The 16,659-nt window shown below is 64.8% G+C and carries 15 protein-coding genes and 1 tRNA gene; all 16 read left to right on the top strand.

Annotated features, from left to right (window positions below; genetic code table 11):
• Positions 1-7 precede the first annotated feature (7 nt).
• Positions 8-727, top strand: coding sequence for an NADH-quinone oxidoreductase subunit C (locus F627_RS0112895; RefSeq protein ID WP_019584277.1), 720 nt, complete (start codon positions 8-10; stop codon positions 725-727).
• Complete coding sequence (locus F627_RS0112900) at positions 720-1,973, top strand: NADH-quinone oxidoreductase subunit D (RefSeq protein ID WP_019584278.1); 1,254 nt, start codon at positions 720-722, stop codon at positions 1,971-1,973. Before F627_RS0112895 ends, F627_RS0112900 begins: the two co-directional genes overlap by 8 nt.
• Complete coding sequence (gene nuoE, locus F627_RS0112905) at positions 1,973-2,503, top strand: NAD(P)H-dependent oxidoreductase subunit E (RefSeq protein ID WP_012982125.1); 531 nt, start codon at positions 1,973-1,975, stop codon at positions 2,501-2,503. Before F627_RS0112900 ends, nuoE begins: the two co-directional genes overlap by 1 nt.
• A 1-nt stretch (position 2,504) precedes the next feature.
• Positions 2,505-3,785, top strand: coding sequence for an NADH-quinone oxidoreductase subunit NuoF (nuoF, locus tag F627_RS0112910; RefSeq protein WP_018877162.1), 1,281 nt, complete (start codon positions 2,505-2,507; stop codon positions 3,783-3,785).
• Positions 3,786-3,818: 33 nt separating this feature from the next.
• Positions 3,819-6,218 (top strand): NADH-quinone oxidoreductase subunit NuoG, encoded by a 2,400-nt coding sequence (nuoG, locus tag F627_RS0112915; RefSeq protein ID WP_019584279.1) that lies wholly within the window; start codon positions 3,819-3,821, stop codon positions 6,216-6,218.
• Positions 6,219-6,230: 12 nt separating this feature from the next.
• A complete protein-coding gene (gene nuoH, locus F627_RS0112920; RefSeq protein WP_019584280.1) occupies positions 6,231-7,295 on the top strand; it encodes an NADH-quinone oxidoreductase subunit NuoH in 1,065 nt (354 codons plus the stop codon).
• Positions 7,296-7,305: 10 nt separating this feature from the next.
• Positions 7,306-7,794, top strand: a complete 489-nt coding sequence (gene nuoI / locus F627_RS0112925) for an NADH-quinone oxidoreductase subunit NuoI (protein WP_018141815.1) — start codon at positions 7,306-7,308, stop codon at positions 7,792-7,794.
• Between the two features lie 15 nt (positions 7,795-7,809).
• Positions 7,810-8,466 carry an NADH-quinone oxidoreductase subunit J gene (locus tag F627_RS0112930; RefSeq protein WP_018867796.1) on the top strand — a complete coding sequence of 219 codons (657 nt, stop codon included), beginning with the start codon at positions 7,810-7,812 and terminating at the stop codon, positions 8,464-8,466.
• Between the two features lie 99 nt (positions 8,467-8,565).
• Positions 8,566-8,871, top strand: coding sequence for an NADH-quinone oxidoreductase subunit NuoK (gene nuoK / locus F627_RS0112935; RefSeq protein ID WP_018141813.1), 306 nt, complete (start codon positions 8,566-8,568; stop codon positions 8,869-8,871).
• Between the two features lie 6 nt (positions 8,872-8,877).
• The gene (nuoL, locus tag F627_RS0112940) at positions 8,878-10,887 is read left to right on the top strand and encodes an NADH-quinone oxidoreductase subunit L (protein WP_019584281.1); all 2,010 of its coding nucleotides are present in this window, start codon (positions 8,878-8,880) and stop codon (positions 10,885-10,887) included.
• Positions 10,888-10,939: 52 nt separating this feature from the next.
• The gene (locus F627_RS0112945; RefSeq protein ID WP_019584282.1) at positions 10,940-12,454 is read left to right on the top strand and encodes an NADH-quinone oxidoreductase subunit M; all 1,515 of its coding nucleotides are present in this window, start codon (positions 10,940-10,942) and stop codon (positions 12,452-12,454) included.
• 13 nt (positions 12,455-12,467) lie between these two features.
• A complete protein-coding gene (gene nuoN / locus F627_RS0112950; RefSeq protein WP_019584283.1) occupies positions 12,468-13,916 on the top strand; it encodes an NADH-quinone oxidoreductase subunit NuoN in 1,449 nt (482 codons plus the stop codon).
• A 3-nt stretch (positions 13,917-13,919) separates the two neighbouring features.
• Positions 13,920-14,264, top strand: a complete 345-nt coding sequence (locus F627_RS0112955) for a DUF2818 family protein (protein WP_019584284.1) — start codon at positions 13,920-13,922, stop codon at positions 14,262-14,264.
• A gap of 60 nt (positions 14,265-14,324) precedes the next feature.
• A tRNA-Met gene (locus F627_RS0112960) sits at positions 14,325-14,401 on the top strand.
• A 214-nt stretch (positions 14,402-14,615) separates the two neighbouring features.
• Positions 14,616-15,071 carry a ribosome maturation factor RimP gene (gene rimP / locus F627_RS0112965; protein WP_019584285.1) on the top strand — a complete coding sequence of 152 codons (456 nt, stop codon included), beginning with the start codon at positions 14,616-14,618 and terminating at the stop codon, positions 15,069-15,071.
• A 75-nt stretch (positions 15,072-15,146) separates the two neighbouring features.
• Positions 15,147-16,643, top strand: a complete 1,497-nt coding sequence (gene nusA / locus F627_RS0112970; protein ID WP_019584286.1) for a transcription termination factor NusA — start codon at positions 15,147-15,149, stop codon at positions 16,641-16,643.
• The last annotated feature ends 16 nt before the right edge of the window (positions 16,644-16,659 follow it).

The raw sequence follows: 16,659 nt of genomic DNA on the forward strand, positions 1-16,659 counted from the left end.
GTTTCCGATGGCTGAACAAGACAACTGGATCGACGCCCTGCGGGCGGAACTGGGCGATGCCCTGGAAAGCCTGCACGAGGCGAACGACGAGATCACCGTCGATATCACGCCCGGGTCCTGGCGCGAGGCGGGCGAGAAGCTTCGTGATGCGCTGGGTTTCGAGATCCTGATCGACCTGTGCGGGGTGGATTACCTCGAATACGGCCAGGACGAGTGGGGTACCGATTCCGCCACCAATACGGGCTTCTCCCGGGGAGTCGAGGCTGCGACCTCGGGGCGCTTCACCTTCGATGACGCGCCGGAAGATTCCAACTGGGACGGGCCGCGCTTCACCGTGGTGGCCCACCTCCTGTCGGTGGCGCACAACCGCCGCGTCCGCATGCGGGCCTGGCTGGACGATGAGGAATTTCCCGAGATCGAGTCGCTGGTGGAGGTCTGGGCCTCGGCCAACTGGTTCGAGCGCGAGGCCTTCGATCTGTTCGGCATCCTGTTCTCCGGGCACCCGGACCTGCGCCGCATCCTCACCGACTACGGCTTTGTCGGCCACCCGTTCCGCAAGGACTTCCCGCTGATCGGCCACGTCGAGATGCGTTACGACGCCGAACAGGCGCGCGTGGTGTACCAGCCAGTGACCATCGAGCCCCGCGTGCTGGTGCCCAAGGTGATCCGCGGCGACCATCGCTATAGCGAGGGCGAGAAGCCGGGCGAAGGAGCCGAGAATGCCTGAGATTCGCAACTTCACCCTGAACTTCGGGCCGCAGCATCCGTCCGCCCACGGCGTGCTGCGTCTGGTGCTGGAGATGGACGGCGAGGTCGTGCAGCGCGCCGACCCGCATATCGGTCTGCTCCATCGCGGCACCGAGAAGCTCGCCGAGAGCAAGCCCTACAACCAGTCCATCGGCTATATGGACCGTCTCGACTACGTGTCGATGATGGCCAACGAGCACGGCTACGTGCTGGCGATGGAGAAGCTGCTGGGCATCGAGGCCCCGCTGCGGGCGCAGTACATCCGGGTAATGTTCGACGAGATCACCCGCATCCTGAATCACCTGATGTGGCTGGGTGCGCATGCGCTGGATATCGGCGCGATGGCGGTGTTCCTGTATGCCTTCCGCGAGCGCGAGGACCTGATGGACTGCTACGAGGCGGTCTCGGGTGCGCGCATGCACGCGACCTATTACCGTCCGGGCGGCGTCGCGCGCGACCTGCCGGGCACGATGCCGAAGTATCAGCCGTCGTCCTGGAAGTCCCAGGAGGTCGTGGACGACCTGAACCGGATTCGCCAGGGCTCGCTGCTGGACTTCATCGAGGCCTTTACCGAGCGCTTCCCGGGCTGCGTGGACGAATACGAGACCCTGCTGACTGACAACCGGATCTGGAAGCAGCGCACCGTGGGCATCGGCGTGGTCGATCCCGACCGTGCCAAGCAGCTGGGCTTTACCGGTCCGATGCTGCGCGGCTCCGGCATCGAGTGGGACCTGCGCAAGAAGCAGCCCTACGAGGTCTATGACCGCCTCGATTTCGATATCCCGGTGGGCGTTAACGGCGACTGCTACGACCGCTATCTGGTGCGCATCGAGGAGATGCGCCAGTCCAACCGCATCATCCGTCAGTGCGTGGACTGGCTGCGCCAGAACCCGGGCCCGGTGCTGCTGGAGGATCACAAGATCACCCCGCCGAAGCGCGAGGAGATGAAGGCCGACATGGAGGCCCTGATTCACCACTTCAAGCTGTTCACCGAGGGCATGTGCCTGCCGGAAGGCGAGGCCTACGCCGCGGTGGAGCATCCGAAGGGCGAGTTCGGGGTGTATCTGGTCTCCGATGGTTCCAACAAGCCCTATCGCCTGAAGGTTCGCCCGCCGGGCTTTGTGCACCTGTCCGCGCTGGACGAGATGGCGCGCGGCCACATGCTGGCCGATGTGGTCGCCATTATCGGGACCCAGGACATCGTATTCGGGGAGATCGACCGCTGATGGCTGCCGAACAGAAAACCGTCGCCTTCCACAAGCCCGCCGGCAAGAAGGTGGAGCTCAGCGACCACGAGCGCGAAGAGATCGACGCCTGGCTGGCGCGCTATCCCGAAGACCAGAAGCGCTCTGCGGTGCTGGGCGCCCTGCGCGCGGTGCAGCACGAGGATGGCTATCTCTCCACCGCCAAAATGGACGCCGTCGCCGAGTACCTCGGCCTGCCGGCGATCGCGGTCTACGAGGTGGGCTCGTTCTATTCGATGTACGAGCTGGAGCCGGTCGGCAAGCACACGATCATGGTGTGCAACAACATCTCCTGCATGCTGCGCGGCTCGGAGCAGATCATCGAGCACCTGGAGAACCGTCTCGGCATCAAGCTCGGCGAGAGCACGCCGGACGGCAAGTTCTACCTGAAGATGGAAGAGGAGTGCCTGGCGGCCTGCTGTGGCGCCCCGATGATGCAGGTGGATCACGTCTACTACGAGAATCTCACGCCCGAGAAGGTCGACGAGATCCTCGACGGTCTGGAGAAGTAGCATGGCCAACCAGATCTGCTTTGCGACCCGCTACCTGGACGATCCGGCCTCGCTCGAGACCTACAAGAGCGTCGGCGGCTACCAGGCGCTGGAGAAGGTCTACAAGGGCAAGATGGCCCCCGAGGATGTGATCGAGGAGGTCAAGACCTCCAACCTGCGCGGCCGCGGCGGCGCGGGCTTCCCGACCGGGCTCAAATGGTCCTTCATGCCGCGCAACACCCCGGGCCAGAAGTACATCGTCTGCAATTCGGACGAATCCGAGCCGGGCACCTGCAAGGACCGCGAGATCCTGATGTACAACCCGCATGCCCTGATCGAGGGCATGGCGATCGCCGGCTACGCGATTGGCGCGACCGTGGGCTACAACTACATGCGCGGCGAGTTCATGGACGAGGTGAACACGCGCTTCACCGCGGCGCTGAAAGAGGCCTACGACGCCGGTTATCTCGGCAAGGACATCTTCGGTTCCGGGGTCGATTTCGATCTCTACCCGTCGCTGGGTGCCGGGGCCTACATCTGCGGCGAGGAGACGGCGTTGCTGGAGTCGCTGGAGGGCAAGAAGGGCCAGCCGCGCTTCAAGCCGCCGTTCCCGGCCAACTTCGGTCTGTACGGCAAGCCGACCACGATCAACAACACCGAGTCGCTGGCGTCCATCCCGTCCATCATTCGGAATGGTGGCCAGTGGTTCGCGGATCTCGGCGTGCCCAAGTCGGGTGGCGAGAAGCTGTTCTCCGTCTCCGGGCATGTGAACAAGCCGGGCAACTACGAGATCCCGCTGGGCACGCCGTTCAAGGATCTCCTCGAGATGGCCGGCGGGGTGCTGAACGGCCGCAAGCTGAAGGCGGTGATCCCGGGCGGCTCCTCGGTGCCGGTGGTCCCGGGCGACGTGATGCTGCAGGCCAACATGGACTTCGACTCCATCGCCCATGCCGGCTCCATGCTGGGTTCCGGCGCGGTGATCGTGATGGACGAGACCGCCGACATGGTCAAGGCCCTGCAGCGCATCTCGCGTTTCTACTTCTCCGAGTCCTGCGGCCAGTGCACGCCCTGCCGCGAGGGGACCGGCTGGCTCTACCGCATGCTGACCCGCATCGTGGAAGGCCAGGGCCGTCCCGAGGACCTGGAACGCCTGGACGACGTGGCGAGCAAGATCGAGGGGCACACCATCTGCGCCCTGGGTGACGCCGCGGCCATGCCAGTGCGCAGCTTCGTCAAGCACTTCCGCCACGAATTCGAATACTACATCCAGCACGGCCGGAGCCCGGTGGCAGACGCCGCCTGACGCTCTACCGCGCCATCGCATCAGGAATCGAGCATGAGTCAGGATCAGAAACAGGATCTGGTCAGCATCGAGATTGACGGCCGTACGGTGGAGGCGCCCAAGGGCGCCATGCTCATCGACGTCGCCGATGATGCCGATATCCGCATCCCGCGCTTCTGCTATCACAAGAAGTTGTCGGTGGCGGCCAACTGCCGCATGTGCCTGGTGGAGGTGGAGAAGGCGCCGAAGCCGCTGCCGGCCTGTGCGACGCCCGTGATGGACGGGATGAAGGTGTACACCCAGTCCCCGCTGGCGCTGCGCGCGCAGAAGGGGACCATGGAGTTCCTGCTGATCAACCACCCGCTGGATTGCCCGATCTGCGATCAGGGCGGCGAGTGCGAGCTACAGGACGTGGCCATGGGCTACGGCGAGAGCGTGTCCACCTACACCGAGGCCAAGCGCGTGGTGAAGGACAAGGACATCGGTCCGCTGATCGAGACCGAGATGACCCGCTGCATCCACTGCACCCGCTGTGTGCGCTTCGGCGAGGAGATTGCCGGGGTGCGCGAGCTGGGGGCGACCGGGCGCGGCGAGCACATGCGCATCGGCACCTATGTCGAGAAGACCGTTGCCCACGAGCTGTCGGGCAACGTGATCGACCTGTGCCCGGTGGGCGCGCTGACCGCCAAGCCGTCGCGCTATGGCGCGCGTGCCTGGGAATATGCCCAGGCCGCCACCATTGCCCCGCACGATGCCGTGGGCTCCAACTTGTTCCTGCATACCGATGACGGCCGCGCGATGCGCGTGGTCCCGCGCGAGAACGAGGCCGTCAACGAGACCTGGATCTCCGACCGCGACCGTTTCAGCTACACGGGCCTGTACGCCGAGGATCGCCTGACCCGTCCGCGCATCAAGGTCGATAACCAGTGGCAGGAGGTCTCCTGGGAGACTGCGCTGAGCTATGCGGTCGAGGGCCTCAAAGAGGTCGCTCCGGAGCGCATCGGCGCCCTGTTGTCGCCATCGCTCTCGCTGGAGGAGCACTATCTCGCGCAGAAGGTGCTGCGCGGCATGGGTGTGACCGATATCGATCACCGCGTGAACCAGCGCGATTTCCGCGACGAGGCCGCAGCGCCGCTGTTCCCCTATCTGGGTGCCGCGATCGGCGATCTGGAAAACGCCGATGGCGTCCTGCTGGTCGGTAGCAACCCGCGTCGCGAGCAGCCGCTGATTGCGCACCGCCTGCGCAAGGCCGCCTCGCGTGGTGCCCGGGTCAGCCTGATCAACGACATGCTGCTGGATCTGACCTATCCGGTGCAGGCCCAGCTGGTCGGTGACGCGCACGACCAGGTGCTGGCGCTGGCCGGGGTCGCCGGACAGATCGCCGCGGCCGGCAAGGCGCTGCCGAAGAAGCTGGAAAAGGTCGTCAAGGCGGCCGAGACCGACGACCCCGCCACGCGCGAGGCCTTCGAACGCGCCGCGCGGGCCCTGCTGGACGCGAAGCAGGGTCACGTCCTGCTCGGGGCTGCCGCGATGCAGGGGCCGGCCTTCTCCACGTTGCGGGCCCTGGCCGGCTGGATCGCCAAGCATACCGGGGCGAGCCTGGGCTACCTCCCGCAGGGCGCCAATGCCGGGGGCGCGTGGCTCGCGGGTGTACTGCCGCATCGCGGTCCGGCCGGCCGCGAGCTGGAGACTGCCGGCGCCGATGCCGCCGCGATGCTGGAACAGGGCCGCGACGCCTTCGTGATCGCCGGGCTCGAGCCGGGGCGTGACGGCGCCGACCCGGTCGCCTTCCGCGCGGCCCTGCAACAGGCCGGGCTGGTCGTCGCGCTCACCAGTTTCGCGAACGAGGACCTCGAGGCGGTCGCCGATATTCTGCTGCCGATCGCCACCAGCTTCGAGCACTCCGGAACCTTCGTGAACGCCGAGGGTCGCTGGCAGAGCTTCCGCGCCGCCGCGCGCACGCCGGATGACGCGCGCCCCGGGTGGAAGGTGTGGCGTGTGCTGGGCAACCTGCTGGAGCAGGCCGGCTTCGATTATCTCGACTCGCCTGCGGTGCGGGACGAGCTGAAGGGGCAGCTGGCCGATGCCAGCTTCGACACGGGCGTCAACCTGAACAAGGTGCATGTGGACCTGCCCGAGGCCGGCAGCGGCGAGGGCCTTCTGCGCGTGCAGGCGGCCGCTCTCTACAGCGGCGATCCGCTGCTGCGCCGCGCCGAGCCGTTGCAGACCAGCCCCGAGGGGCAACTGGCGGAGAGCGTGCTGGTGCACCCCGACTCCGCCGGCGGGCATGCCCACGGCAGTCGCGTGCGGCTGCGTCAGGGCAAGGCCGAGACGGAACTGACCCTGCTGCTGGACGATTCGGTACCGCCGGGCCTGGCCGTGACCTTCGCGGGCTCCGCGGCGATGGGGGCCCTCGGCCTGCCGAACACCACGGTCGCGCTGGCGCGGGCCTGAGGGACTTAAGACATGTTCGACTGGATGATGAACCTCTTCTACAGCCTGCCGACCGTGATGCAGATCCTGATCGGCATTCAGCTGATCGTGATCCCGCTGATGCTGGCCGTGGCCTACACCACCTTTGCCGAGCGCAAGGTGATTGGCTACGCCCACGTGCGGGTGGGCCCGAACCGGGTCGGCCCGCGGGGCTGGCTGCAGCCGATCGCGGATGCGCTGAAGCTGCTGACCAAGGAGGTCATCCTCCCGACCAACGCCAACCGCTTTCTGTTCCTGAGCGCGCCGGTGCTGACGATCGCCCCGGCCCTGGCCGCCTGGGCGGTGGTGCCGTTCTTCGAGGGCGGCGCGCTGGCGGATGTGAATGCCGGACTCCTGTACCTGCTGGCGCTGACCTCGCTGGGTGTGTACGGCATCATCATCGCCGGCTGGGCCTCGAACTCGAAATACGCGCTGCTGGGTTCGCTGCGTTCGGCCGCGCAGCTGGTGTCCTACGAGATCGCGATGGGCTTTGCCCTGGTCGGGGTGCTGATGGCCGCCGGCACCCTGAACGTGGGCGGGATTATCGAGGCGCAGTCGGGGAGCATGTACCACTGGTTCCTGCTGCCGCTGCTGCCGATGTTCTTCGTGTATTTCATCTCCGGGATCGCGGAGACCAACCGCGCCCCGTTCGACGTGGCGGAAGGCGAGTCCGAGATCGTCGCGGGTTTCCATGTGGAATACTCGGGCATGGCGTTCGCGGTGTTCTTCCTCGCGGAATACGCCAACATGATCCTGATCTCGGCGCTGACCGCGATCCTGTTCCTCGGCGGCTGGCTGTCGCCGTTCCAGGGGATCCTGCCGGCGGCCGCCTTCGATGTGCCGGTGATCGGTTCGTTGCTGGATCACGGGATCCACTGGTTCCTGTTCAAGACCGCGATCTTCCTGTTCGCCTTCCTGTGGTTCCGCGCCACCTTCCCGCGCTATCGCTATGACCAGATTATGCGCCTGGGCTGGAAGGTCCTGATCCCGGTGACCATCGTCTGGTTGTTCGTCGAGGGCGTGCTGGTCGCCTTCAACGTCGGCCCGTGGTTCGCGTGAGGAGTTCGAGATGAAAGCCGTGCGCCGTTTCTTCAAGAGTTTCCTGTTCTTCGAGCTGCTGCTGGGGCTGCGCCTGACCGGGCGGTACCTGCTGAGTCGCAAGTTCACCGTGCAGTACCCGGACGAGAAGACTCCGATGTCGCCGCGTTTCCGGGGCCTGCATGCCCTGCGCCGCTACCCCAATGGGGAAGAGCGCTGCATCGCCTGCAAGCTGTGCGAGGCGGTCTGCCCGGCGCTGGCGATCACCATCGATTCCGAGGAGCGCGCCGACGGCACGCGCCGCACCACGCGCTATGACATCGACCTGTTCAAGTGCATCTTCTGCGGCTTCTGCGAGGAGGCCTGCCCGGTGGATTCCATCGTCGAGACGCACATCTTCGAGTACCACTTCGAGAACCGGGGCGAGCAGATCATGACCAAGGACAAGCTCCTGGCCATTGGTGATCGCTTCGAAAAAGAGATCGCGCAGGCGCGCGCGGTCGATGCCCCCTACCGGTAACGCAGGGAACGCCTCATGACCTTCGAGCTCGTCCTTTTCTATCTGTTCGGCGCGATCCTGCTGGGCGGCGCGCTGGCCATGATCAGTGTGCGCAACCCGGTACATGCCGCGCTGTTCCTGGTGCTGTGTTTCGTGGCGGCCGCCGCCCTGTGGTTGCTGGCGGAGGCCGAGTTCCTCGGTATCGTGCTGGTGCTGGTGTACGTCGGCGCGGTGATGGTGCTGTTCCTGTTCGTGGTGATGATGCTGGACATCAACCTGGCCAAGCTGCGCGAGGGCTTCACCGAGTACCTGCCGGTGGGCATCGTGGTCGCGCTGGCCATGGCCACCGTGCTGGTGCTGGTGATTACCCGCTACATCACCATGGACGTCCCGGAACGCGCCGGGCCCGAGTACGCCAATACCGAGGCCCTGGGCGCGATCCTGTACACCGAATACGTGTATCCGTTCGAGATTGCCGCGGTGATCCTGCTGGTCGCGATCATCGCCGCGATCTCGCTGACCATGCGCAAGCGCCCGGACAACAAGTCCATCGATCCGGGCAAGCAGATGGCCGTCTCCCGCGAGGGTCGCGTGCGCATGGTCACCATGGCGTCGGAGAAGAAGAAGGCCCCGCGCCGGGGTGGGCAGGGGTCCGGGGCCGACGCGCCGGGCGGCAAGGACGAATCCAAGTAGGCAAACCGAGTGCAATCCCAATCGGGGATCCCGGCCGCGCGCGGCGGGACCCGGACACCGGGGGCGGACGCCGCCCCCGAAAGAACTCAGGGCTAGAACATGATTACGCTAGAGCACTACCTGGTGCTGGCCGCGCTTTTGTTTTCCATCAGCGTGGCCGGGATCTTCCTGAATCGGAAAAACGTGATCGTGCTGTTGATGTGCATCGAGCTGATGATGCTCGCGGTCAACATCAACTTCATTGCCTTCTCGTTTTTCCTGCAGGACCTCGCGGGCCAGGTGTTCGTGTTCTTCATCCTGACCGTCGCCGCGGCCGAGGCGGCCATCGGCCTCGCCATCCTGGTGTTGCTGTTCCGTAACCGCGGAACCATCAACGTCCAGGACATGGACGCAATGAAGGGATAACGGGCCATGGATACGATCTATCTGCTTATCGTTCTGGCGCCGCTGTTCGGCGCGATCGCCGCCGGACTTTTCGGCCGCCAGATCGGGCGTACCGGCGCGCACAGCGTCACCATCCTGGGGGTGGCGATCTCGTTCATCCTGTCCGTGGTGGTGTTCTGGGCCCACGTGTTCGGGGATGCCGGGGTCTACAACGAGACCGTCTACACCTGGATGGTCTCCGACGGCATCCAGTTCGAGGTCGGGTTCCTGGTCGACAACCTGACCGCGATGATGATGCTGGTGGTCACCTTCGTGTCGCTGATGGTGCACATCTACACCATCGGCTACATGCAGGACGATCCGGGTTACCAGCGCTTCTTCGCCTACATCTCGCTGTTCACCTTCTCCATGCTGATGCTGGTGATGGCGAACAACTTCATGCAGCTGTTCTTCGGCTGGGAGGCTGTGGGTCTGGTCTCCTACCTGCTGATCGGCTTCTGGTACAAGCGCCCGACCGCGATCTACGCCAACATGAAGGCGTTCATCGTGAACCGGGTGGGGGACTTCGGGTTCCTGATCGGGATCGCCGCGCTGGTGTTCTACGCCGGCAGCCTGAACTACACCGAGGTGTTTGCCGAAGCCGAGTCGATGCGGGATGCGACCATCACCATCTGGCCGGGCTGGACCTTCGGTCTGCTGGATCTGGCGCTGATCTTCCTGTTCATCGGTGCGATGGGCAAGTCCGCCCAGGTGCCACTGCACGTCTGGCTTCCGGACTCCATGGAGGGCCCGACCCCGATCTCCGCGCTGATCCACGCGGCGACCATGGTGACCGCGGGCATCTTCATGGTGGCGCGCATGTCGCCGCTGTACGAGTTCTCCGTTCCGGCGCTGTCGTTCATCCTGATCATCGGGGCGATCACCGCGTTCTTCATGGGCCTGATCGGGCTCGTGCAGAATGACATCAAGCGCGTGGTGGCCTATTCGACGCTGTCGCAGCTGGGCTACATGACCGTGGCGCTGGGGGCCTCGGCCTACGCCGCCGGGTTGTTCCACCTGATGACGCACGCCTTCTTCAAGGCGCTGCTGTTCCTGGCTGCCGGCTCGGTGATCATCGCGATGCACCACCTGCAGGACATGCGTGCGATGGGCGGGCTGCGCCGGCACATGCCGGTCACCTACGTGACCGCGCTGATCGGCTCGCTGGCGCTGATCGGATTCCCGTTTTTCTCCGGGTTCTTCTCCAAGGACGCGATCATCGAGGCGGTCGGCTACTCGCAGATCCCGGGGGCGGCCTTTGCCTACTGGCTGGTGCTGGCCGGGGTGTTCGTGACCGCGCTGTACACCTTCCGCATGTTCTTCATGGTGTTCCACGGCGAGGAGCGCTATGACCAGGCGCACAAGTACATGCCGGACCATGGCGATGACCACGACGACGAACATGGTGACGATCATCACCACGGACCGCTGCAGCCGAAGGAATCGCCGTGGGTGGTGACCGTTCCGCTGGTGCTGCTGGCGATCCCGTCCGTGGTGGCCGGCTACTTCATCGGCCCGATGCTGTTCGGCGACTTCTTCGCCGACAGCCTGTTCGTGCTGCCGGAGCAGGACGTGCTGGCGACCAAGGGCGAGACCTACACCGGGGTGGTCGGCTTCGTCCTGCACGGTCTGATGCTGCCCGCGTTCTGGCTGGCCATGGCCGGCCTGGGTACGGCCTGGTACCTGTACATGAAGCGGCCCGAACTGCCCGGCGTGATTGCCGAACGGCTGAAGCTGGGTGTGCGCATCCTCGAGGACAAGTACGGCTTCGACCGCTTCAATGACTGGTTCTTCGCCGGCGGGACGGTCCGCCTGGGCCGGGCGCTGTGGCGCTATGGCGATGCGCTGATCATCGACGGGCTGCTGGTCAATGGCACCGCGCGCTCGATCGGCTGGATCTCGTCCCGCGTGCGCCACATGCAGTCCGGCTTCCTCTACCACTACGCGTTCGTGATGATCATCGGCCTGCTGGTCCTGATGTTCGCCTTCGTGATCTGAGCGGCTTCGACACCCATGCGCTCGAAGCCCATCGCTGTTTCAAGGAACGACCATGTTTGCTGACTGGCCTATCTTGAGTCTGTTGATCTGGCTGCCGATTCTCGGCGGCTTCCTGGTGCTCGCCGCCGGGCGCGATGCGCCCCACGTGGCGCGGCGCCTCGGGCTCGCGGTGGCCGTGGCGACCTTCGTGGCCAGTCTCCCGCTGTGGTTTGCCTTCGAGCGCGGCACCGCGGAGATGCAGTTCCAGGAGCTGGCCTCGTGGATCCCCGCGTTCAACGTGAACTACCACCTGGGCGTGGACGGTATATCCATGCCGCTGATCCTGCTGACCACGCTGATTACGGTGGTTGTGGTGGTCGCCGCCTGGGAATCGGTGAAGGATCGCATTGCCTACTACATGGCGGCGATGCTGGTGATGGAAGGCCTGATGATCGGCATGTTCGCGGCGATGGACGCGGTGCTGTTCTACGTGTTCTTCGAGGCGATGCTGATCCCGATGTTCCTGGTGATCGGCATCTGGGGCGGACCCCGGCGCGTCTACGCGACGATCAAGTTCTTCCTCTATACCTTTCTGGGTTCGGTGTTCATGCTGGTCGCGCTGATCTGGATGTATATCCAGTCCGGCAGCTTCCTGATTCAGGACTTCCATGCCTTGCAGATCGGCCTGACCGCGCAGATCCTGATCTTCCTCGCGTTCTTCATGGCGTTCGCGGTGAAGATCCCGATGTTCCCGGTCCACACCTGGCTGCCGGACGCGCACGTGGAGGCGCCCACCGGTGGCTCGGTGATCCTGGCCGCGATCATGCTGAAGATCGGGGGCTACGGCTTCCTGCGCTTCTCGCTGCCGATCACCCCGGATGCCAGCGCGGTGCTGGATACCATGATGATCGTGCTGTCGCTGATCGCGATTGTCTACATCGGGGTTGTGGCGCTGATCCAGAGCGACATGAAGAAGCTGATCGCCTACTCGTCGATCGCGCACATGGGCTTCGTGACCCTCGGCTTCTTCCTCGCGTTCTACATCTACTCGAACACCGGGGACTGGGAAGGCGCCTCACTGGGTATCGCCGGCGGCATGGTGCAGATGATCTCGCACGGCTTTATCTCGGCGGCGATGTTCCTCGCGGTGGGCGTGCTCTATGACCGCCTGCACAGTCGCCAGATCGCCGACTACGGCGGTGTGGTGAACACCATGCCGTGGTTCGCTGCGTTCTTCGTGCTGTTCGCGATGGCCAACACCGGGCTGCCGGGCACCTCCGGGTTCGTCGGCGAGTTCATGGTCATCCTGGCGGCGTTCAAGGCGGATTTCTGGATCGCCTTCCTGGCCGCGACCACCCTGATCCTGGCGGCCGGCTACACCCTGTGGCTGGTCAAGCGCGTGATCTTCGGCGCGGTGGCCAACGACAACGTGGCCGGTCTCTCCGACATGAACCGCCGCGAGTTCTTCCTGATGGGCGTGCTGGCCTTCTTCACGCTGCTGCTGGGCGTGTGGCCGGCCCCGCTGCTGGATGTGATGAACGCGACCATCGACCACCTCGTGGCGCATATCGCGCAGTCGAAGCTCTGAAGGGACGCCTGACATGAATTTCGAGATCCCCAATTTCCTCCCCGCCGTGCCCGAGATGTTCGTGCTCGGGATGGCGTGCCTGATCCTGGTGATCGACGCGTTCCTGCCGGATTCGCGGCGCGATGTCACCTACGGCCTGGTGCAGGCGACGCTGGTGGCGGCGGCCGGCCTGACGCTGTGGCTGATGGGTCCGGAGACGGTCCTGACCTTCTCGGATACCTTCGTCAAGGACCCGATGGCGGACATCCTGAAGGTCGCGGTGTACGTGACCAGTTTCCTGGTATTCCTGTATTCCCGCCCGTACCTGATGGAACGCGGCATCCACAAGGGCGAGTTCTACGTGCTGGGCCTGTTTGCCGTGCTCGGCATGATGATTATGATCTCCGGGCACAATCTGCTGACCCTGTACCTGGGCCTGGAACTGCTGTCGCTGGCGTCCTACGCGCTGGTCGCCTTCTGGCGCGACAACTCGCGCGCCACCGAGGCGGCGATGAAGTACTTCGTGCTGGGTGCGCTGGCCTCGGGGCTGCTGCTGTACGGCATGTCCATGATCTACGGCATGACCGGCTCGCTGGATATCGCCGTTATCGCCGCCCAGCTGGTGGCCGCCGACGAGAGCCTGAACATCCCGCTGGTGTTCGGCCTGGTGTTCCTGGTCGTGGCGATCGCCTTCAAGCTGGGGGCGGTGCCGTTCCACATGTGGGTACCGGATGTGTATGACGGTGCGCCCACCGCGGTGACGCTGTTTATCGCCACCGCGCCGAAGATCGCCGCGTTCGCCTTCCTGATGCGCCTGCTGGTGGAGGGCATGGGTCCGATGCACGCGGACTGGCAGGGAATGCTGATCATCCTGGCCGTGCTGTCGCTGGCGGTGGGCAACGTGATCGCGATCGCCCAGACCAGCATCAAGCGCATGCTCGCCTATTCGACCATCGCCCATATCGGCTTCCTGTTCATGGGCATCCTGGCGGGTACCGACAGCGGTTACGCCGCGGCGATGTTCTATGTGATCGTCTACGCGATTACCGCGGCCGGGGGCTTCGGCATGATCGTGTTCCTGTCGCGCAAGGGCTATGAGGCCGACCAGATCGACGACTTCAAGGGCTTGGCCAAGCGCAACCCCTGGTTCGCGTTCATCATGCTGCTGCTGCTGTTCTCCATGGCGGGTGTGCCGCCGACCGTCGGGTTCTACGCCAAGCTGGCGGTGATCCAGGCGGCCGTGGGCGCCGAGCTCGTCTGGCTGGCGATCGTTGCGGTGATCTTCTCGATCATTGGTGCCTTCTACTACCTGCGTGTGGTCAAGATGATGTTCTTCGACGACCCCCAGGAGGGGGCCGAGGAGCCGGTGCAGCCCTCCGGCGCACTGGCCACCGCGCTCAGCATCAACGGGCTCGCGGTGCTGCTGCTGGGAATTTTCCCGGGGCTGCTGCTGTCTCTCACCCACTACGCAATCATCGGGTAACTTGTGACACAGTGGATTCCGTTTGAAGCCCTCGTCTGGGGGTTTGTGGTCGTCGCCTTCATCAGCGCGAACCTGCCCTGGCTCAGTGAACGCATCGGGTTGATGGTGCTGCCGGAGAGTGGCACCAAAGGCCCGTGGACCCGGATCGGGGAGTGGCTGGTGCTGTATTTCCTGGTCGGCGCCATTGGCAAGGGTCTCGAATTCCAGGCGACTGGCGGCATTCATCCACAGGGCTGGGAGTTCTACGTGATCACCCTGTCGCTGTTCGCGATGTTCGCGTTGCCCGGCTATATCTGGCGCTATGACCTGCGCCCGCATCTGCGCGCGGGGCAGCGCCGCACCCGGTAAATAATCGCCGGCAACCCTTGCGGCGCCGGGCGTCGCTTTGGTATAGTTCTGCGTCTCGGATGCGGGGTGGAGCAGTCTGGCAGCTCGTCGGGCTCATAACCCGAAGGTCGCAGGTTCAAATCCTGCCCCCGCTACCAATTGTCAGAGAGGCCCCGTACGGGGCCTTTTTGTTAAGGACCCATGGTCCGGTCGCAACTGCTCGCGGTCGGCCCGCCGTCCTTAAGGCCGCGCTCCCGCGCGCCTCGCAGCGGATGTTTCGCTGCAGTCATCTTGAGAGGTGTACGAGGGGCGTTCGGCGCCCTTTTTTTGTTTCTGGGTCCCGCCCGCGGGACGGAGTCGATCGAGACGCCCTTGTCGCAGAAGGCTGAACAACTGAACACGCTGCTAACCCCGGTGGTCGAGGGGGAAGGCATGGAGCTGTGGGGGCTGGAGTATCACGCCGGCTCCAAACCACCCGTGGTGCGGATCTTCATCGATGGCGAAAATGGCGTCACGGTGGATGACTGTGCACGTGTCAGTGAGCAGGTCGGTGCTGTGCTGGAAGTCGAGCAGGCCCTCAAGGGAAACTACACGCTCGAAGTATCCAGCCCGGGGGTGGAACGCCCCCTTTTTACCCCCGAGCAGTTCCGGCGCTACGTCGGCCACCCGGTGAAGGTGCGCCTTGCGTGGCCGGAGCACGACCGTCGCAATTTCCGTGGCGTGTTGCTGTCGGTGGACGAACCCATGATCGAAGTGGAAGTGGACGGCATGGCCTACGAGCTGCCGCTGGCCGCGATCCACAACGCGCGTGTCCTTGAACAGCTGTAGAGACGGCTGGCGTACAGGGCGCTGCTACGCTTTTGTTGAATCGGCAGGCGACTGCCGAGTGCGGAGAGGCAAGACATGAATAAGGAGATCCTGCTGGTCGCCGATGCCGTGGCGAACGAGAAGGGAGTGGAGAAGGACATCATCTTCGACGCCCTGGAATCGGCCCTGGCGATGGCGACCCGCAAGTACCACGGCGGCAAGATGGACGTCCGCGTGAGCATCGACCGCGAGGAAGGCGACTACGAGGCCTTCCGCCGCTGGACCGTGGTGGACGACGAGGACCCGGAGTTCGAATCCCCGGAGTACCAGATCCTGCTGTCCTATGCCCAGCAGAAGAACCCGGACGCCCAGATCGGCGACGTGATCGAGGAGCCGGTCGAGGCCGTGGACTTCGGCCGCATTGCGGCCCAGACCGCGAAGCAGGTGATCGTGCAGAAGGTGCGCGAGGCCGAGCGCGCGAAGGTGGTCGCGGAATATCAGGATCGTGTCGGCACGCTGGTGATGGGGATCGTCAAGCGGACCGACCGCAATGGCACCTATGTGGATCTCGGGAGCAACGCCGAGGCCCTGATCCCGCGTGAACACATGATTCCGCGCGAGACGGTACGCACCAATGACCGCCTGCGCGGGTTCCTGAAGGAGATCCGTCCGGAGGCGCGCGGGCCACAGCTGATCCTGAGCCGCACCGCGCCGGAGTTCCTGATCGAGCTGTTCAAGCTCGAGGTGCCCGAGGTCGGTCAGAACATCATCGACATCATGGGCGCGGCCCGGGATCCGGGCATGCGCGCGAAGATTGCGGTGCGCTCCAACGACCCGCGGCTGGATCCGGTCGGGGCCTGTGTCGGCATGCGCGGTTCGCGGGTGCAGTCGGTGTCCAACGAGCTGGCCGGCGAGCGCATCGACATCATCGTCTGGGACGAAAACCCGGCGCAGTTCGTGATCAACGCGATGTCGCCGGCCGAGGTTCTTTCGATCGTGGTCGACGAGGACAAGCAGTCGATGGATATCGCGGTCGAGGAAGACAAGCTGTCCCTGGCCATCGGCCGCGGCGGCCAGAATATCCGCCTGGCCTCCCAGCTGACCGGCTGGGAGCTGAACGTGATGACCGAGGAGCAGGCGGCCGAGAAGAGCGAGGCCGAGGCCCAGCAGCTGGTCACGTTCTTCATGGGGGCCCTGGACGTCGACGAGGAAGTGGCCGGCATCCTGGTGCAGGAGGGCTTTACGACCCTGGACGAGGTGGCCTATGTGGATGAAGCCGAGCTGCTGGCGATCGAAGAGTTCGACCAGGACATGGTCGAGGAGCTGCGCAACCGCGCAAGCGATGCGCTTCTGACCAAGGCCATTGCGGCCGAAGACGGTCGCGAGGGCTTCGAGCCCGCCGAGGACCTCCTGAACATGGATGGCATGACCGTGGCACTGGCGAACACGCTGGCGTCACACGGGGTTTGCACCATGGAGGACCTGGCGGAGCAGGCATCCGACGATGTGGTCGAGATGACCGGGCTGGATACGGAGCAGGCGTCGGCGCTGATCATGACGGCGCGCGCCCCGTGGTTCGAGACCGGGGACTGATCCCCGGCCGTTCGAC

It is taken from the genome of Thioalkalivibrio sp. ALE16 (assembly GCF_000381305.1).
GTDB lineage: Bacteria > Pseudomonadota > Gammaproteobacteria > Ectothiorhodospirales > Ectothiorhodospiraceae > Thioalkalivibrio.